The sequence below is a fragment of the Microbulbifer bruguierae genome (assembly GCF_029869925.1).
In the GTDB taxonomy this organism is placed as follows: Bacteria; Pseudomonadota; Gammaproteobacteria; order Pseudomonadales; family Cellvibrionaceae; genus Microbulbifer; species Microbulbifer bruguierae.
Genome location: NZ_CP118605.1, coordinates 774,741 through 791,421, shown reverse-complemented (window position 1 = coordinate 791,421; position 16,681 = coordinate 774,741). Strand labels below are relative to the sequence as shown.

The 16,681-nt window shown below is 56.0% G+C and carries 13 protein-coding genes; 5 read left to right on the top strand and 8 right to left on the bottom strand.

Annotation, left to right across the window (positions count from 1 at the left end):
- The first annotated feature begins 23 nt into the window (after nucleotides 1–23).
- From PVT68_RS03395 to PVT68_RS03385, 3 genes are read left to right on the top strand one after another with little or no spacing between them, the layout of a single operon-like run.
- A complete protein-coding gene (locus PVT68_RS03395) occupies nucleotides 24–902 on the top strand; it encodes an MBL fold metallo-hydrolase (RefSeq protein ID WP_280321201.1) in 879 nt (292 codons plus the stop codon).
- Nucleotides 903–944: 42 nt separating this feature from the next.
- Entirely contained in the window at nucleotides 945–1,352 is a 408-nt protein-coding gene (locus PVT68_RS03390) for a TIGR01244 family sulfur transferase (protein WP_280321200.1), read from the top strand.
- 10 nt (nucleotides 1,353–1,362) lie between these two features.
- On the top strand, nucleotides 1,363–3,114 hold the full coding sequence (locus PVT68_RS03385; RefSeq protein WP_280321199.1) for a SulP family inorganic anion transporter: 1,752 nt from the start codon (nucleotides 1,363–1,365) through the stop codon (nucleotides 3,112–3,114).
- Between the two features lie 17 nt (nucleotides 3,115–3,131).
- Here PVT68_RS03385 and PVT68_RS03380 read toward each other — a convergent pair whose 3' ends face one another.
- The 8 genes from PVT68_RS03380 to PVT68_RS03345 form a co-directional block, all read right to left on the bottom strand.
- The gene (locus PVT68_RS03380; protein ID WP_280321198.1) at nucleotides 3,132–3,683 is read right to left on the bottom strand and encodes a DUF1415 domain-containing protein; all 552 of its coding nucleotides are present in this window, start codon (nucleotides 3,681–3,683) and stop codon (nucleotides 3,132–3,134) included.
- Nucleotides 3,684–3,687: 4 nt separating this feature from the next.
- Nucleotides 3,688–4,233: a DUF2058 domain-containing protein gene (locus PVT68_RS03375; protein WP_280321197.1), complete on the bottom strand. Its 546-nt coding sequence runs from the start codon at nucleotides 4,231–4,233 to the stop codon at nucleotides 3,688–3,690.
- A 198-nt stretch (nucleotides 4,234–4,431) separates the two neighbouring features.
- Nucleotides 4,432–5,022: a YceI family protein gene (locus PVT68_RS03370; protein WP_280321196.1), complete on the bottom strand. Its 591-nt coding sequence runs from the start codon at nucleotides 5,020–5,022 to the stop codon at nucleotides 4,432–4,434.
- A gap of 299 nt (nucleotides 5,023–5,321) precedes the next feature.
- A complete protein-coding gene (ahpF, locus tag PVT68_RS03365) occupies nucleotides 5,322–6,905 on the bottom strand; it encodes an alkyl hydroperoxide reductase subunit F (protein WP_280321195.1) in 1,584 nt (527 codons plus the stop codon).
- A 207-nt stretch (nucleotides 6,906–7,112) separates the two neighbouring features.
- A complete protein-coding gene (gene ahpC / locus PVT68_RS03360) occupies nucleotides 7,113–7,679 on the bottom strand; it encodes an alkyl hydroperoxide reductase subunit C (protein ID WP_280321194.1) in 567 nt (188 codons plus the stop codon).
- Nucleotides 7,680–7,887: 208 nt separating this feature from the next.
- Entirely contained in the window at nucleotides 7,888–8,472 is a 585-nt protein-coding gene (locus tag PVT68_RS03355; RefSeq protein ID WP_280321193.1) for an exopolysaccharide biosynthesis protein, read from the bottom strand.
- A gap of 32 nt (nucleotides 8,473–8,504) precedes the next feature.
- Complete coding sequence (locus PVT68_RS03350) at nucleotides 8,505–11,678, bottom strand: efflux RND transporter permease subunit (protein ID WP_280321192.1); 3,174 nt, start codon at nucleotides 11,676–11,678, stop codon at nucleotides 8,505–8,507.
- Nucleotides 11,678–12,817, bottom strand: coding sequence for an efflux RND transporter periplasmic adaptor subunit (locus PVT68_RS03345; protein WP_280321191.1), 1,140 nt, complete (start codon nucleotides 12,815–12,817; stop codon nucleotides 11,678–11,680). The genes PVT68_RS03350 and PVT68_RS03345 overlap by 1 nt, the downstream gene beginning before the upstream one ends.
- A 300-nt stretch (nucleotides 12,818–13,117) precedes the next feature.
- On the opposite strand from PVT68_RS03345, the gene katG reads away from it, so the two are divergent.
- Complete coding sequence (gene katG, locus PVT68_RS03340) at nucleotides 13,118–15,364, top strand: catalase/peroxidase HPI (RefSeq protein WP_280321190.1); 2,247 nt, start codon at nucleotides 13,118–13,120, stop codon at nucleotides 15,362–15,364.
- Between the two features lie 152 nt (nucleotides 15,365–15,516).
- Nucleotides 15,517–16,626, top strand: a complete 1,110-nt coding sequence (locus PVT68_RS03335; protein WP_280321189.1) for a MipA/OmpV family protein — start codon at nucleotides 15,517–15,519, stop codon at nucleotides 16,624–16,626.
- Nucleotides 16,627–16,681: the final 55 nt, after the last annotated feature.

Genomic DNA, 16,681 nt, shown 5'->3' with positions numbered 1-16,681 from the left:
TCAATCAATTTACGGGAGGTGTTATGAGCCAGACCACTGGTATCCCCCAAGTGCAGGCATTTCTGGACGATGTGACAGAGACCTGGAGTTACGTGGTTTACGATCACGCCGGCGGTAGTGCCGCGGTTATTGATCCGGTACTGGACTTTGATCAGGCATCAGGTCGTACCGCGACGACTGGTGCGGAGAAAATAGTCGCCTTTGTGCGCGACCATGAACTTGCAGTCGAATGGGTATTGGAAACCCACGCCCATGCGGACCACCTGTCCGCGGCGCCGTTTATCCGTGACCAGCTCGGCGGCAAGATAGGTATCGGCAATCACATTGCCCAGGTGCAGGGTATCTTCCGTGACGTATTCAATCTCGAAAAGCAATTTCTGACCGATGGTTCCCAATTCGATCACCTGTTCAGGGATGGCGAAACCTTCACCATTGGCGCTTTGGTTGGGCAGGTCATCTATGTGCCGGGCCACACGCCCGCGGATATGGCCTGGTTGATCGGCGATGCCCTGTTTGTAGGCGATACCTTGTTTATGCCTGATGTTGGCAGTGCCCGTTGCGACTTTCCCGGCGGCGATGCCCGTGCTCTTTACCGCTCGGTGCAGAAATTGCTCGCGCTACCGGCGGAAACCCGCATGTTCATGTGCCATGACTATCCGCCAAACGGTAGCCGTCAGCACCAGTACCAGACCAGTGTGGGCGAGCAGAAACGTAGCAATATCCATCTGCATGAAGGGATCACTGAAGACGAGTTCGTGGACATGCGCAGCAAGCGGGACAGCACCCTGGATATGCCGCGCCTGATCATTCCCTCGATTCAGGTCAATATTCGCGCAGGCCAGATGCCGCCGGCGGAAGACAATGGCACTGTCTATCTGAAAGTGCCGATCAACAAACTCTAATTCAGGTCAGGCTGTCAGTCACAGCCTGCGAGAGAGGTATTTATGGAATCGAAATCCCTGGATCAACAAGTCAGTATTTCCGCGGAACCGGCATTGAGTGAAATGGCCGCTCTGTCGGAAGCTGGCGTTTCCATCGTAGTGTGCAACCGCCCTGAATATGAAGCGGAAGATTTACCGACCTTTGATCAGCTCGAACAGGCGGTTAATGACGCGGGAATGGAGTTTATCGCCATTCCGTTTTCCCGCGGGCAGATGCAGCCCGGGCACGTGGATGCTTTTGTCAAGGTGTTGCAAAGTGGTAAGCGCATCCACGCGTTTTGTCGTTCAGGTAACCGTTCCTGCAATCTGTGGGCGGCGGCGCATTGTAGCGTTGGCACAGACAAAGCTGCATTGAGGGCTGCGGCAGAGAGCGCCGGGTTTGATGTCAGCGGTGTGCTGGTGAGTTATTGAAAACGTGAGTATGAGCAGTAGTACCCGCACGAAGTTTACGCGAGCCCTGCCAATTATTGGCTGGTTAGGCACCTATACCGGTGCCGCTTTACAGCGCGACCTGGTTGCCGCTGCGGTGGTGACAGTAATGTTGATCCCGCAGTCCCTGGCCTATGCGCTGCTGGCAGGATTACCGGCGGAAGTGGGGTTGTACGCAAGCATCGTACCGCTCATTGCCTATGCGCTATTCGGTACCAGTCGCACGCTGTCCGTGGGGCCGGTGGCGGTGGCGTCTCTGATGAGTGCTGCCGCCCTTGGTCAGGTGGCGGTCCAGGGCAGCGCGGATTATCTGCTTGCGGCGGCCTTGCTGGCGCTGTTGTCCGGTGGGTTTCTATTGTTAATGGGACTGTTGCAGCTTGGTTTTTTCGCCAACTTTCTTTCTCACCCGGTCATTTCAGGATTTATCACTGCGTCGGGGATCCTGATTGCGTTTAGCCAATTGCGGCACCTTCTTGGCATTTCCGCTCACGGTGAATCTCTGCCCGAGCTCGTTCACTCCATGCTCAAAAGCCTGTCGCAGTGGAATTTCTATGCCCTGGTTATTGGCGTGACAGTGGTGCTGTTTCTGGTGTGGGCGCGATCCGGTGCGGTGCACCTGATACAGCGGCTTTCGTTGTCCCGTCAAACCGCCGCCCTCCTGGTTAAAGCGGCTCCGGTGGTGGGTGTTATTGCAACGGTGTTTCTCGCCGCGAGCCTGGATCTTGAAAGCAAGGGGGTACAGGTCGTTGGTGAAATTCCCAGTGGCTTGCCATCGCTCGGCCTGCCGCATTTTTCCTGGGCACTGGTCGAGCAACTGTTCTGGCCCGCAGTAATGATTTCTGTAATCGGTTACGTGGAATCGGTATCTGTGGGCAAGACCCTCGCCGCCAAACGTCGCCAGAAGATTGATATGAATCAGGAATTGATCGGTCTCGGCAGCGCCAACGTTGCCGCGGGCCTTTCCGGTGGGTTTCCGGTGACCGGCGGTTTTTCGCGCTCGGTCGTCAATTTTGATGCCGGTGCGGAGACCCAGTTGGCGAGTGTGTTCACAGCCATCGGTATTGCCCTCTCGGCTATGTTCCTCACGCCATTTCTCTATCATCTGCCGAAGGCAACGTTGGCGGCCACCATCATCGTGGCGGTGCTGAGTCTGGTGGATTTCTCGATTCTGAAAAAAACCTGGCGTTTTTCCCGCAGTGATTTCTTTGCGGTGCTGGTGACCATACTGGTAACACTGCTGTTCGGCGTGGAAGTGGGGGTTTCCTGCGGAGTGTTGGCCTCAGTGATATTGTTCCTTTTCCGCACGTCCAAACCACACATTGCGGAGGTGGGGCTGGTTGAAGGGACGGAGCATTTTCGCAATATCCAGCGGCACAAGGTACTCACCCTGCCGCAGATCATCAGTATTCGCGTGGACGAAAGCCTGATGTTCTCCAATGCCGCATTTCTGGAAGAGCGGATCTACAGTGATGTGGCAACTAATCCGCAGGTGCGTCACATCATCCTGATGTGCAGCGCGATCAATGAAATCGACTGGAGCGCGCTGGAGACCCTGGAGTCCATCAACGCCCAGTTGCGGGAGGCCGGGATCTGTCTGCACCTGTCCGAGGTAAAGGGGCCAGTTATGGATTCACTGGAGCGCTGCGGCTTTGTGCAGGAAATTTCCGGCCGGATCTTTTTCACTCAATACCAGGCATTTACCGAACTTCGAAACAATTATGCCGGGTGTGTCGAGGAAGCCTGACGACAGAAGACATCGGGTTACAGAAAAAGGTAGGGGAACAGCAAGCGTTTCTGTTCCTCTGTGAGCGCCTCGACCCGCAGAATGTTGTTGTGCGGAATGCTGTCGGGATCCGCGTAGTTTTCCAGCCCGCGCTCGAGGCTCTCTTCCCGTAACAGATGCAGGATGGGGTAGGGCGCGCGGTTGGTCAGGTTTTCAGCGTCGTCCGGTTCGGTGTTGGCAAACTGATAGTGGGGGTGGAAACTGGCAATCTGGTAGATGCCTTCGTAGCCCTCGCGTTTGAGCAGCAATTCGGCTTCCGTAAGGAAAAAATTGTAATCGTGAAAGTCCCGGAGATGGGTGGGTAAAATCAGCAGGCTGGTCTCAACTTCAGCAGCAGAAGTCCGATCCAGTAACTGAAACTCATCCAGTAATTCTTCACGCAGTACCTCGTCGCTGGTAGCCTCGCTCACCACAAAACGGATCTGCCGGGCGCGCAGGGGTTTGCGCGCAAACGGGCACAGGTTGAGGCCCACCACCACGTCCTGCAGCCATCGTTCTACCTGGGCAATGACCGGGTCACTATCTGTCATCGATTTACCACATCAGATCATCGGGAATTTCATAACCAGCGTAAGGATCGTCCTCGTCTACCACACTGGTGTTTTCCGGCGGAGGTACCACCATACTGGCATCCCGTTCGGCGATTTTCTCTGCTACTACGCGTGGCACCAGCTCGAAGTGCTCACCTTCTCCAACAATCTGAAGGCGCCCAGCAGTCAGGTGTTCCTGCACGGCGGCAGAGACGTAGAGCTTTTTGACTTTCTTCGCGAAGGTAAAATGGTAGGCGATTTCATCCTTGCCCGGGGCGCCTTTGGGCTGTTTATGGCGCTCGATCAGCTGTTTGATCTGCGCTGCGATCGCTTTCTGCCGGGCGGCGGCTTCGCGTTCTGCATTCAGTGCCTTGTCCCGGGCCACTTTTTCTGCCCGAGCCTGCTCGGCAGCCAGCCTTGAATCGTCTTTCTGCAGGTCGCCTGACTTCCTGGCCACTTTGTCCTGCTTGCGCTTTTCTTTGCCGATTTTCTTCGCCGTTTTCTTGTCAACCAGCCCGGCCTTGAGCAGTTGGTCTTGTAGTGAAGCCATACCTTCACACCTCATTCAAATAGGGGAATGGCGGAGATTTTAGCCGATTTCAGGGGGTGTGCGGGAGTCGGGTTGCAGTTGATCTGGAGCTTGCCGAAGGACGGCGGTGCAGGGGCGATCCAGACGAAACGGAGTAAGTGCGCGGCAGCGCCTGGGTGCGGCGATACCGAGTGCCGGTATCGCCGCTGGGGGAGGGCATCAGTCCTGCTTGAACACCAGTTTGACACTGACGGGCACCAGCGGGCTGATACTGTCGAGGCCGGCCACCTGACGAAGTTTCTCGATACCTTCCAGTAGCTTGAAGTCGCCAGCATTGACCACGATCGGCGCGGTGGTGGTTACCAGCAGGCCGCCATTTTCCAGACCGGTTACCTGTAGATCGGCTTTGTAGCTTTTCTGCGAGCCGTGGATCTCGAGGCTCAGGTCACTGGAAACCGGCATAGTTTTACCGGGCGCCAGGGACTTCAGCTTTGCGGTATCTACAGTGGCATTAATGGTCGCGCTGGCGAACTTTGCGGTATTGAACAGCATCTGCTGCATGCGCTCATTGCGAATCGGGATATTGGTTTCCACACTCGACAGCGCAATTTCCAGCAGTGCCTTGCCATCGTCCGAGATCTTGCCATTCAATTCCTTGAAGTGGTGGGTTTCCACGATGGAGGATTTCTTTACGGAAACAAACTGAACGCTGGAGTCGTCGCCATCGAGTTGCCAGCCTGCGAGCGCAGATAACGGCAGTACGAGCAGGGAAGCCAGCAGTAGGGATTTCAGAGATGTATTGACAATCATGGTGTGTTCTCCCGATTGATCCATTGGGAAGAAGTGTAGTGCGGTAACTCACGTCACTCCTATGTGAAGCTTTACCGGGGCATGACTGAATCAGACTGCCCGGTCCTGATATGCGAACACTATCAGCCGCTGATGCCGGTGGCCAGTCAATTAGCGTAATCGAAAAAAAGGCCGGTTTGAGCCGGCCTAAAAGGGTGGTCCCAGTGTGCGGTGGGCTTGGGGAGCCCGCCTGGGGAGCCGGATACCGCTGGGAGGCCAGTATCCGGTTAGGGTTTGATCGGTTCTGTTCGATTCGGGAATCAGCTGGCCATCGACAGTGCTTCATCCTCTTCCTGCGGGACAGAGGTCCGGATCAGGTGATCGAAGGCGCCGAGCGCCGCAGTAGCACCTGCGCCCATGGAAATCACGATCTGCTTGTAGGGTACTGTGGTCGCGTCGCCCGCAGCGAAGACACCGGGGATTGACGTCGCGCCGCGCGCATCAATCACAATTTCGCCCATACGGTTCATTTCCAGATCGCTGTCCTTCAGGAATTCAGTGTTAGGCACCAGACCGATTTGCACGAATACACCCGCAAGTTCGATGCTCTGGCTCTCGCCGCTTAGACGGTCGGTGTAGCGCAGGCCGTTCACCTTGCTGCCATCGCCGAGTACTTCGGTGGTTTGTGCATTGGTAATAATGTCCACGTTTGGCATGGAGCGCGCCTTGCGTACCAGGACTTCGTCGGCTCGCAGAGTGTCGGCAAATTCCAGAACAGTGACGTGCTTTACGATACCGGCGAGGTCAATTGCCGCTTCGATACCGGAGTTACCGCCACCAATCACGGCTACGTGCTTACCCTTGAAAAAGGGGCCATCACAGTGCGGGCAATAGGCCACGCCCTTGGTACGGTATTCGGCCTCACCGGGCACACCCAGTTCACGCCAGCGGGCGCCGGTGGCGAGTACCACGGATTTACTGGCGAGGGTGGCGCCACTCTGCAGCTGTAACTCGATCAGTTTGTTGCGCTTCAGCTCTGCAGCGCGCTGACCGGTAATGATGTCGACTCCGTATTCTTTTACATGTTGCTCAAGGCTCGCCGCCAGTTTCGGGCCTTCGGTATAGGGCACCGAGATGAAGTTTTCGATACCCACGGTATCCATTACCTGACCGCCGAAGCGCTCGGCGACGAGACCGGTACGGATGCCTTTGCGTGCAGCATAAATAGCCGCCGCGGCGCCAGCCGGGCCACCGCCGACCACGAGGACGTCGTAGGGCTCACGCTCGTTCAGCTCTTCCGCCTTGCGCGCCTCGGCACCAGTGTCGATTTTGGCCACGATTTCTTCCAGGCCCATACGGCCCTGGCCGAAATGCTCGCCGTTCAGGTAGACCGCCGGTACCGCCATGATCTGGCGCTCGTCGACCTCTTCCTGGAACAGGGCGCCGTCGATCATTTCGTGGGTGATATTCGGGTTCAGTTTCGCCATCAGGTTGAGGGCCTGAACTACGTCCGGGCAGTTCTGGCAGGACAGCGAGATATAGGTTTCAAAGTGGAATTCACCCTGGATGTTGCGGATCTGCTCTTGCAGTTCCGGGTCCGCTTTGGACGGGTGGCCGCCGGCTTGCAGCAGTGCGAGCACCAGAGAGGTGAATTCGTGTCCCATGGGAATGCCTGCGAAGCTGACACGCGGGATTTCTCCGGCGGGCGCAATAGCCATGCTCGGGGTGCGCTTGCGGCTTTCCTGCTTCAATTCGATCTTGCTGGAGAGGTCAGCGATTTCGCCGGCCAGGTTGTTCAGCTCAACAGCCTTGGGGCTGCTGTCGGCGGACACACGGATCTCGATCGGAGTGACGATATTCTGCAGATAGGTGTCCAGTTGTTTCTTTACGTTTGCGTCCAACATCGGTGTGTCCTGAAATTCTTTAGTGGTTTTTTCCAAGTTTGGTAGCGGCTCTGCCGACGGGAACACCCTTGCGAAACACGCCGTGCCGCCATCCCTGGGGGCTCTACACCGCCATCCATGGCGGTGAAGGTTTCGCAGAGGTGTGTCCGTCAGCAGCACCTTCCCGGCAAGTCCTGTACTTTGAATTTGCCGGGTATCTAGCGGGCTTTAGATTTTGCCTACGAGGTCGAGAGACGGAGCCAGAGTCGCTTCACCTTCTTTCCACTTGGCCGGGCAAACTTCACCCGGGTGCGCGGCAACGTACTGGGCAGCCTTGATCTTGCGCAGCAGGTCCTGGGCATCACGGCCAATGCCGCCAGCGTTGATCTCGACGATCTGGATCTTGCCTTCCGGGTCGATCACGAAGGTGCCGCGGTCAGCGATGCCTTCTTCCTCGATCATCACGCCGAAGTTGCGGGTGATGGTGCCGGTGGGGTCGCCGATCATCGGGAACTGGATCTTGCCGATGGTCTCGGAAGTGTCGTGCCACGCTTTGTGGGTGAAATGGGTATCGGTGGAGACGGAGTAGATTTCAACGCCCAGCTTCTGGAACTCGGCGTAGTTGTCCGCCAGGTCACCCAGCTCGGTGGGGCATACAAAAGTGAAGTCCGCCGGGTAGAAGAAGACCACAGACCACTTGCCTTTCAGGTCCGCGTCAGAAACGTCAAAGAAATCGCCAGACTGGTAAGCCTTGGCTTTGAACGGTTTGATTTCGCTGTTGATGTAGTTAGCCATGGTATTTCCTTATCTCCTGAGAGAAGTTTTGCCCCGTATGTTTCAGGGCGTGGGTTATCGGGTACGGGATAAATACTATTAGCTAACGGTATTTGATAAAAATTATTGATTTTTATGGTTTTGATTGTTTTACTTTATAAGTGGTTGATATTTGATAGTTTGTGCGCTGTTGGTTGGGCAGTTTGCGCCTTGCGACACTCTTACGACACTAAAGCAAGGCATTGACGATCAATCCGGGTACCAGACCGGTGATTACAGCGGCGACCAGTGCGAGCAGCCCGTCGTGGGCGACCAGCGCCAGGCCAAAGGCGGCCAGGGCTATACCGGCGATGCTTGCGGAGAAAGGGACAACTTCCATTAGTGGCAGAGCAAGGGCGATAACCGTGCAGACCACCGCAATAAGGTAAGTGCCACCGCGGTATACAAACATTGGCAAGCGCGGTCGTAACCAGTGGTCAATGACTTGGGCGGGGCGCTTTAGCCAGTGCAGTGCATGATAGAAATTGCTTTGCGAAATGGAGCGTCGCAGCAGCCAAGCCGGTAGCCACAGATGACCTCGCATTAAAAGCATCTGTATGGACACCAACAGCACCACAACCCCCATCAAGGTAGGCATGCCGGGAATACCGGACAGGGGGGAAAAAAGAATTAATCCGGCAACGAGTAGCAATGGGGCAAACGAGCGTTGCCCTGTTACTTCCAGTACCTGATCCAGGGTTATTCGTTCTCGGCCGATGGCGAGACGCTCCAATTGCCGGAGCAATTGCGACAGATTTTGTATTTCCTCTGGCATGGCTAGGGGGATTTTTACGGATTCACTTCAGCTTAAGCCGGATTTGCCGTTTTCTCCTCATCGCCATTCTTTTTGACATGCCGTTGGTAGCGGAGCAGCACGAACACGGTCAACGACGGCAGCATGGTCAACGTGACGATAGTGGCACCGATAATCCCCGCCATCACAATCACTCCTACTCCGCGGTACAGCTCGGTGCCCGCGCCGGGCAAAAACACCAGCGGTGCCAGACCGCAAATAGTGGTGATGGTGGAGATAGCGATGGGGCGAAGTCGGGAGTCGACGGCCTCCTGTACCGCTTCCACCGCGCGCATGCCTTCTTCCTTCAGGTTGGAAATTGCCCGGTGCACGATCAGGATCGGATTGTTTACCACCGTACCCATCAGAATCAGAAAGCCGAGCATGGAAATCATATCGAATGGCTGGTGGATGCCCTGGTAACCCATACTGCGCAAAATGGCGCCGACGAGATTGAGCAGCGCCAGACCGGCAATCCCACCCGCAATACCCAATGGAATGGTGGTCATGATCAGCAGTGGGTAACCCCAGTGTGCGAAGATGGCGACCATCAGTAGATAGATGATGGCAAGTGCCACCAGGTAATTGCTGCCGAGGGTCGCGCGGGTGGCATCCAGCTGGTCAGCAGCGCCAGAAATATTCATCGATACGCCGAGCGGGACTTCGCCCTTGTCACGCATGTGCTGAACCAATTGTGTGCGGACTTTTTCCACTCCGGTTTCCAGGGCCACCGAACGGGGCGGAATGATATTCAGAGTGACGGTGCGACGGCCGTCAATACGACGCACGGTGGCGGTATCGACGGTTTCCTTGATCTGCGCCAGCTGCGAGAGCGGTTGCACGGCGCCGCTTGGGGTGTAGATGAAAATCTTCTGCAGGGTCTCGATGGTGGCGTCCGGGCCCTGACGGTTATAGAGGTAGATATCGATTTTGTCATCGTCCAGGAAAAATTCATCGACGAAGGCACCATCTGTCAGCGCCGCGACTGCAAAGCCGATGTCTTCGGCACTCATTCCCACTTCTGCGGCGCGCTCCCATTTTGGTTTTACTTCCAGTAGCGGCTGTGCCAGCGAAAGGCTCGCGGGTTGGGTCTGGATATTTGGCTCGTCGAAGATTTCCTGGGCGCGTTTGTACGCGGTGCGGGCGACCTGATACAGATCGGCGAGATTCGACCCGGAAATGTCCAGGTTCACACTGCGGGTGCCGCCGTCGTTACTGCTGATAATGGAACCGCGGGTGGCAAAGGCGCGCATGCCCGGGTAGCTTTCGTACTTGCGCACGATGGCCGTCATCAGTTCGTCGATATGTCGCGGGTCTTTGGTTTCGGCAATGATGCGCAGGCTCTGGGGGGATACGTTGATGATAAAAAATTTCATCGCCGGTACCTCGGCGTCCCCCCTGTCGAATTCCTCGGGATCCAGTTCCAAAAATGGCAGAAAGTAATCTTGTAATTCCAGGCCAATCTCCCTCATGGTGGCGAGGTTGTAGCCGGGTGGCGCGTTCATGCTAGCGAAGGTTTTTGCCTCCTCGCCCTCCGGCAGATACTCTGCCGGCGGCGTCAGCAGCAGGGCGATGGCGAGGCTGGTGGCGACGGTGATGCCAATGCAGCAAATACGTCTTGTGTGAGAGGCCAACAGCCAGTGTATCCGGTCGATCACCGCGTGGCGCAGCTTGCTGTTTTCGATATTATCTGCGCTGGTGCCTTCAAATTTGAGGCGTGCGCTGGCGGTGGGGATAACAGTGATTGCCACCAGCATTGATACCAGAATGGACGCGGAAATGGCAATGGCGATGTCCGAATACAGTTGCCCGGCTTCCTCGGCAATAAATACCACGGGTAGAAACACCATCACTGTCGTGAGCGTTGAAGCCAGTACAGCAGGCCACACTTTTTTCACTCCGCTAATGGCGGCATCCAACCGGTTGAGGCCGCGGCGGCGTTCCAGCTCGATACTTTCCAGCACCACAATACTGTTGTCGAGTGTCATGCCGATGGCGAAGGCCACACCGGCGAGAGAAATGACATTGATGGTACGCCCGGCGAGCAGCAGGCCGATAAATGCGGCAATGGTACAGATAGGAATACCCACCACGCCCAGTGCCGTTGCCCGAAACGAGCGCAAGAACCAGTACATGATGCCGGTGGCGAGCAGTGCGCCCAGAGCGAGATTCTTCCACACGTTGAAAATGGACGCTTCCACGTAACCCACGTCGTCGGCGGTGAGCACCATCTTCAAACCTTGGGCTTCCAGCAGCTCCTGATTTATCCGTTCCACCTCCATTACCATCGACCGCTTGATGTCGATGACATTGGAGCCGCTTTCCCGGCGAATAGACAGGAAGATGACCGGTACTCCGTTCACGTAAGCACTACTGCGGAGCTTGAAGTGATCGAGTTTGATTTCGGCGACATCGCCGAGGCGTACGATACCGTCGCCATCCCGTCGCAAGATCAGTGCGCGCAGTTCTTCCAGGTTTTTGAATCGCCCCAATGTGCGCAGCAGATAGCGGCGTTTACCGCTCTCCACCTCGCCGCCGGAAATATCCCGGTTGCGCGCGCTGATGCTCGTACGCACTTCCGCAAGGGTGAGGCTGTGCTCTGCCAGAAGCTCTGGCTTGAGACGGATCTGGATCTGGCGCTCGGCACCGCCGCCCACGTCCACCTGCGCCACGCCTGGCACACCGGACATATGCGGGCGCACATGGTCTTCCACGTAATCCCGCAGCATATCCATGTCCAGCCCGCGGGGATTGCCGGGAAGGGGCGATACGCGATAGTACATGAAGGCGTTGGACGAAAATGAGGTGGCGTATACCCGTGGCTCATCCACATTCTCCGGATAGGAGGGCACCTGAGTGAGGGCATTATTGACGCGGATCTGGGTCTCGAGAATGTCTACGCCGAAAGGAAATTCCAGCTCGATTTCTGCGGAGCCGAGATCAGCGGTGGATTGAAGCTTCTGCAGGTACGGAATATTGCGCAGGTATTCCTCCTGCTCGATCAGGATTTCCTTTTCGATGTCCTGTGGTGTAGCGCCGGGCCAGCTGGTACGAATGGAAATAGTGCGCACCTCGAGATCGGGAATCATCTGCACCGGGATGCGGAAGGCTGCCACCAGACCGAGGATCGCGATAATTAATACCGTCACCGTAACGAGAATGCCGTTCTTGACGATCTTGTCGAACATTAGTCGCCTTCCGCATCGCCCAACGCCATTGTCGCCGGTTTTAAAATGACTTTTTGCCCCGGCTGCAGGCTCTCATTACCGCGCACCACCACACGTTGGCCGGCTTCCATTCCGGATTTGATTTCGATCATGCCATTGAAACTGATACCGGTGGTTACCTGCTGCTCACTAACTTCAGTGATCTTGTCCCATTCGCTGCCAGGTGCGGCGATCCACACGGTGATGCGTCCATCGGGATAGCGCAGCACCGCATCGCGAGGCACGGCGATGCCCTGTCTACCACTTGTCATTTGCAATACAGCGGAGGTGGACATACCGGTTATCAACTGGGGTGTACTCTTTTTCGGCACAGGTTCGGGCGCTTCAATAGTGGTGCGTAGAAGAAAGGTGCGACTGTCGCTGCGGCTGACCGGGATCTTGTGTTCCACCCGGGTATTGATGGAGTGCCCACTGTCGAGCGTGACCTGAATTCGAGTCCGGGGCTGGATACGGGGAAAATACTGCTGCGGTACTTGAAAGTCTGCCCGCAGTGAATCTGTATCGACCAGCTCGAACAGCGCAGTGCCGGGCTCGACCCATTCACCCACCTCCACCTCTCGCAGGCTGATGATACCGGCAAACGGGGCGGAAACCCGATGGCGGCGGAGCAAGGCTGTTAGACGCTCAGATTCTACTTCTACGGCTTGCAGCTGGGCACTGCGTTCGCGGACTTCAGAGCTGAGACTTTCCACCACCGTTTCTGCCACATGTTTGTCCGGTACCAGTCTCTGAAGTTCGTTCAGGCGTCTGCGACTTTCGTTCAGTGTCTCCCGCACTCGGATTACTTCTGCCAGCGCAGTGTCTCGGCTGATACTGCTGAGCTCGGGGTCGAGCTGTAACAACAGGTCTCCTTTTTGCACTCGATGGCCAATATCTACATGGATACTCTGTATCAGGCCTGCTACTTCTGCGGAAAGCATTGCCTGGCGCAGGGTATTGATGGTTCCGGTCACCGGTACCTCCTCAATTACAGGTTGCTTTCGTGCGACCACGGCCTCGACGACGATGGGCATCGTTGCCGTGGACTGATCGGCGGCATAAACCTCGGTCGTAACGACGCCGGCCAGCAGGACTGAAATGAGTAACTTGGGTGACCACATGACGGAAGATTGCAGAATGTATGTCGCAATTGTAGTAATCGAACTTCTGGCTGTGACGATCGCGGCAGGTGGCTGCGCAGGTGGAATCGAATAAGGAAAACAATCGGGTTTATTGGTTAGTTTTATCGATGGAATTGCGCAATTGCCGCTGGCTGTCGCCTTAGGGAATTTTTCCACATGTAACCCATCTGTTGGCGTGGAATGATTTCTGTTGCAATAACGAATGCCTGTTCAGTGCCTATATTCAGAACCAGCTATTACCAATTACTACCGAGCGGTTTTCTCGCAGGAGGCACGATAATGAGCAAAAAAGCGATACCACTATGCGCCGCCATCGCAATAACGGCGGCGGCCCTTTCCGCCAGTGTGTCAATCCAGGCACAGGATAAACCCATGGACGGGGCTCCCCAGCCTGGCGAACCCAAGTCGAATCAGTTCTGGTGGCCGGATCAACTGGACCTTTCACCCCTGAGGGACCACGCTAAATCCTCGAATCCAATGGGTGATGACTTCGATTACGCGAAAGCGTTTAACAGCCTCGATCTCAATGCGGTAAAAAAAGACATCGCGCAGGTACTGAAGACATCGCAGGATTGGTGGCCTGCGGATTATGGAAATTACGGTCCGCTGATGATTCGGATGGCGTGGCATGCCGCGGGTACATACCGGGTTGGTGATGGCCGCGGCGGTGCGGGTGGCGGCCAGCAGCGTTTTGATCCACTTAACAGCTGGCCGGATAACGTCAGCCTGGACAAGGCGCGTCGACTGCTGTGGCCTATCAAGCAGAAGTACGGCAAGGCGATCTCCTGGGCAGATCTGATGATACTTACCGGCAACGTGTCTCTGGAAACCATGGGCTTCAAGACCTTTGGCTTTGCGGGAGGCCGGCAAGATGACTGGGAGCCGGAACTGGTCTACTGGGGGCCGGAAACCCAGATGCTGGACTATGAAAAGCGCTTTAAGGGCAAAAATCTCGACCGCCAACTGGCCGCCACCGTAATGGGCCTGATCTATGTAAACCCGGAAGGACCCGGGCATAGTCTCGATCCCAAATTGGCAGCAGAAAAAATTCGCCTCTCGTTCGGTCGTATGGCCATGAACGACGAGGAGACCGTCGCGTTGATTGCCGGGGGACACGCGTTCGGTAAGACCCACGGCGCGGTTAAGGCGGACTGTGTCGGTAAAGAGCCGGCCGCCGCCCCGATCGAGCAGCAGGACTTCGGCTGGAAAAACAAATGTGGCAAGGGGAACGCTGAGGATACCTTCACCAGCGGTCTCGAAGGCGCCTGGACGATCACGCCGGCGCAGTGGAGCCACAACTTCCTGGACAATCTATACCGATTCGAGTGGACGAAAAGCAAGGGACCTGGCGGTGGCACCGTCTGGATACCCACAGACCCCAATGCCGCCAATATGGTACCGGATGCGCATCTCAAGGATAAACGGCATGCCCCGATCATGCTGACGACGGACTTGTCCTTAAAGGAAGACCCTGCCTACCGCAAGATTTCTGAGCGCTTCAAGGACAACCCGAAGGAACTGGAAGATGCCTTCGCAAGGGCCTGGTTCAAACTCACTCACCGGGATATGGGGCCCAAAGCTCGTTATCTGGGGCCGGAGATACCGAAAGAAGATCTGCTGTGGCAAGACCCTGTTCCGGCAGCCGATTACAAGATGGTGGATGAGCGTGACGTTTTAGCCCTGAAAGGCAAAATTCTCGCCTCCGGATTGACGGTTCCTGAGCTTGTGCGGACGGCCTGGGCTTCGGCCTCAACTTTCCGCGGTTCCGATATGCGCGGCGGTGCGAATGGCGCGCGCATTCGGCTGGAGCCACAGAAAGACTGGCCGGTAAATGACCCTCAGGAGCTGACAAAAGTGCTGGGTAAGCTGCAAGCCATTCAGCAGGACTTTAATAAGTCGCTTGGTGGCGGCAAGCAGGTCTCTCTCGCAGACACGATTGTTGTGGCAGGTAATGCGGCCATCGAGCAGGCGGCCAAGAAGGCCGGGAAAAACATCCATGTCCCATTCAAGCCGGGCCGCACAGACGCCACCGCGGAAATGACCGATGTAGAATCGTTTGGCTGGCTTGAGCCGAGAGCAGATGGCTTCCGCAATTACTACGGCAAGGACAACTCTGTCCCGCCGGCCAAAATGCTGGTGGATCGCGCTGATCTGTTGACGCTTACCGTGCCTGAAATGACGGTGCTTATCGGTGGGATGCGCGCACTGGGGGCGAACTCCGGGAATTCAAAGCACGGTGTGTTCACCGACAAGCCGGGAACCCTGACCAACGACTTTTTTGTCAATCTCCTGAGTATGGATAACGAGTGGGCGAAATCGTCTAAGGGCGAGGGCATTTATGAAGGGAAAGACCGAAAATCCGGCAAGGTCAAGTGGACTGCCACACCGGTAGACCTAATCTTTGGTTCCAATTCTGAATTGAGGGCTGTTGCTGAGTACTACGCGATGGACGATTCCGGACAGGCATTTGTCAATGATTTCGTGAATGCCTGGAATAAGGTGATGAACCTGGGGCGGGTTAACTGAACGGCACCACGCGGATTTTCACGTTGATAACGAAAACGGGCAGCCATCTGGCTGCCCGTTTTGTTTTAGGGGAACTTGAAATTTGGGGTGATCCAACGGAGAAATTTTGCGTAGTGTAGGAGAACTGTATTGCTAAAAAAGTGAAAGTCCCGATGAGTGTTGTGAAATGTGCCGTGGGTATTGTTGTTGCGCTGCTTTGCATCGCCCGCGTATCGGGCGCCGAACTGGAGGTACAACTGAAGAATTCTCCCTTGAGAGGGGTGCTGGTTTTTCAGGTTTACGATAATCCCGATGCGTTTGGTGATTTTCGCAGTCCAATGGTAGAGACCCGTTTGGCGGTAAGTTCGAATGGCGTATATCGGTTGGACCGCATTCCCGCCGGGGATATAGCACTGCTTGTCTACGTCGATGAAAACGAGAATCGCGCGCTCGATAGAACGTTTATCGGGATTCCAAAGGAGCCTATCGGTCTGTCGAACAACTATCGTCCCAAGGGGCCGCCGAGTTTCCAGCGGGCAAGTTTTGCAGTGTCAGAAGATGGCGTGCACCGTGTCGATATCGAGCTGTATGACGTGCTTGGCGAGTCCGGGCAGTGGGGCCTGGGGATCGGCGTTATCGGGCGCAGCAGTCCTTATGTGGGCTCCGACAGCAGTGTGGTGCAGGTGATTCCGGCAATTACCTACTTTGGCGAGCGCCTGCAGTGGGTCGGGCCGAGCCTGCGCTATGGACTACTGGGGAGTGATCGGTTTCGGCTCGCGGTCAATGCCAGTTATCGGGTGGGCGCCTATGAGGAAGTTGATAGCCCGATACTCATGGGCCTGGGAGACCGGGAGAATACCCTGATGGCGGGTGTTGGTCTGGTCTATGACGGCCCCAATCGTTTCGATGTGGATTTTCGCTATCAACACGACGTACTCGACCGAATCGGCGGGGGCGAGGCGCAGCTCAGCCTGTCCAAAGGATTTCAAACCGGCAATCTCAGCTGGGGACCATCAATTGGTGTGAACTGGCTGAGTAGGGGGCTGGCAAATTACGACTTCGGCGTTCCGGGCTGGGCGGCCACTGCGGTAAGGCCGGCCTACGATGTGGGTAGTACAGTGACCGTAGATGTTGGTATTGGGGGGATGTTCGAGATTACTGAGCACTGGCGCATGGTACTCAATGTGAGTGCGGAATATCTGGGCGATGAGATCAAGGCAAGTCCAATTGTCGACGATGGTTACGTATTCAAAAGCTTTGCTGCGTTGACGTATACCTTTTGAGCGGCTGTGCGCTCCTGAGCACGGGAATCCTTTGGCTTGAGAGCGCTCCCATGGA

What these genes read in the sequence shown, in the direction of transcription:
- PVT68_RS03395 (WP_280321201.1), top strand. Translation starts at nt 24, where the DNA reads ATGAGCCAGACCACTGGTATCCCCCAAGTGCAGGCATTTCTGGACGAT.
- PVT68_RS03390 (WP_280321200.1), top strand. Translation starts at nt 945, where the DNA reads ATGGAATCGAAATCCCTGGATCAACAAGTCAGTATTTCCGCGGAACCG.
- PVT68_RS03385 (WP_280321199.1), top strand. Translation starts at nt 1,363, where the DNA reads ATGAGCAGTAGTACCCGCACGAAGTTTACGCGAGCCCTGCCAATTATT.
- PVT68_RS03380 (WP_280321198.1), bottom strand. Translation starts at nt 3,683, where the DNA reads ATGACAGATAGTGACCCGGTCATTGCCCAGGTAGAACGATGGCTGCAG.
- PVT68_RS03375 (WP_280321197.1), bottom strand. Translation starts at nt 4,233, where the DNA reads ATGGCTTCACTACAAGACCAACTGCTCAAGGCCGGGCTGGTTGACAAG.
- PVT68_RS03370 (WP_280321196.1), bottom strand. Translation starts at nt 5,022, where the DNA reads ATGATTGTCAATACATCTCTGAAATCCCTACTGCTGGCTTCCCTGCTC.
- ahpF (WP_280321195.1), bottom strand. Translation starts at nt 6,905, where the DNA reads ATGTTGGACGCAAACGTAAAGAAACAACTGGACACCTATCTGCAGAAT.
- ahpC (WP_280321194.1), bottom strand. Translation starts at nt 7,679, where the DNA reads ATGGCTAACTACATCAACAGCGAAATCAAACCGTTCAAAGCCAAGGCT.
- PVT68_RS03355 (WP_280321193.1), bottom strand. Translation starts at nt 8,472, where the DNA reads ATGCCAGAGGAAATACAAAATCTGTCGCAATTGCTCCGGCAATTGGAG.
- PVT68_RS03350 (WP_280321192.1), bottom strand. Translation starts at nt 11,678, where the DNA reads ATGTTCGACAAGATCGTCAAGAACGGCATTCTCGTTACGGTGACGGTA.
- PVT68_RS03345 (WP_280321191.1), bottom strand. Translation starts at nt 12,817, where the DNA reads ATGTGGTCACCCAAGTTACTCATTTCAGTCCTGCTGGCCGGCGTCGTT.
- katG (WP_280321190.1), top strand. Translation starts at nt 13,118, where the DNA reads ATGAGCAAAAAAGCGATACCACTATGCGCCGCCATCGCAATAACGGCG.
- PVT68_RS03335 (WP_280321189.1), top strand. Translation starts at nt 15,517, where the DNA reads ATGAGTGTTGTGAAATGTGCCGTGGGTATTGTTGTTGCGCTGCTTTGC.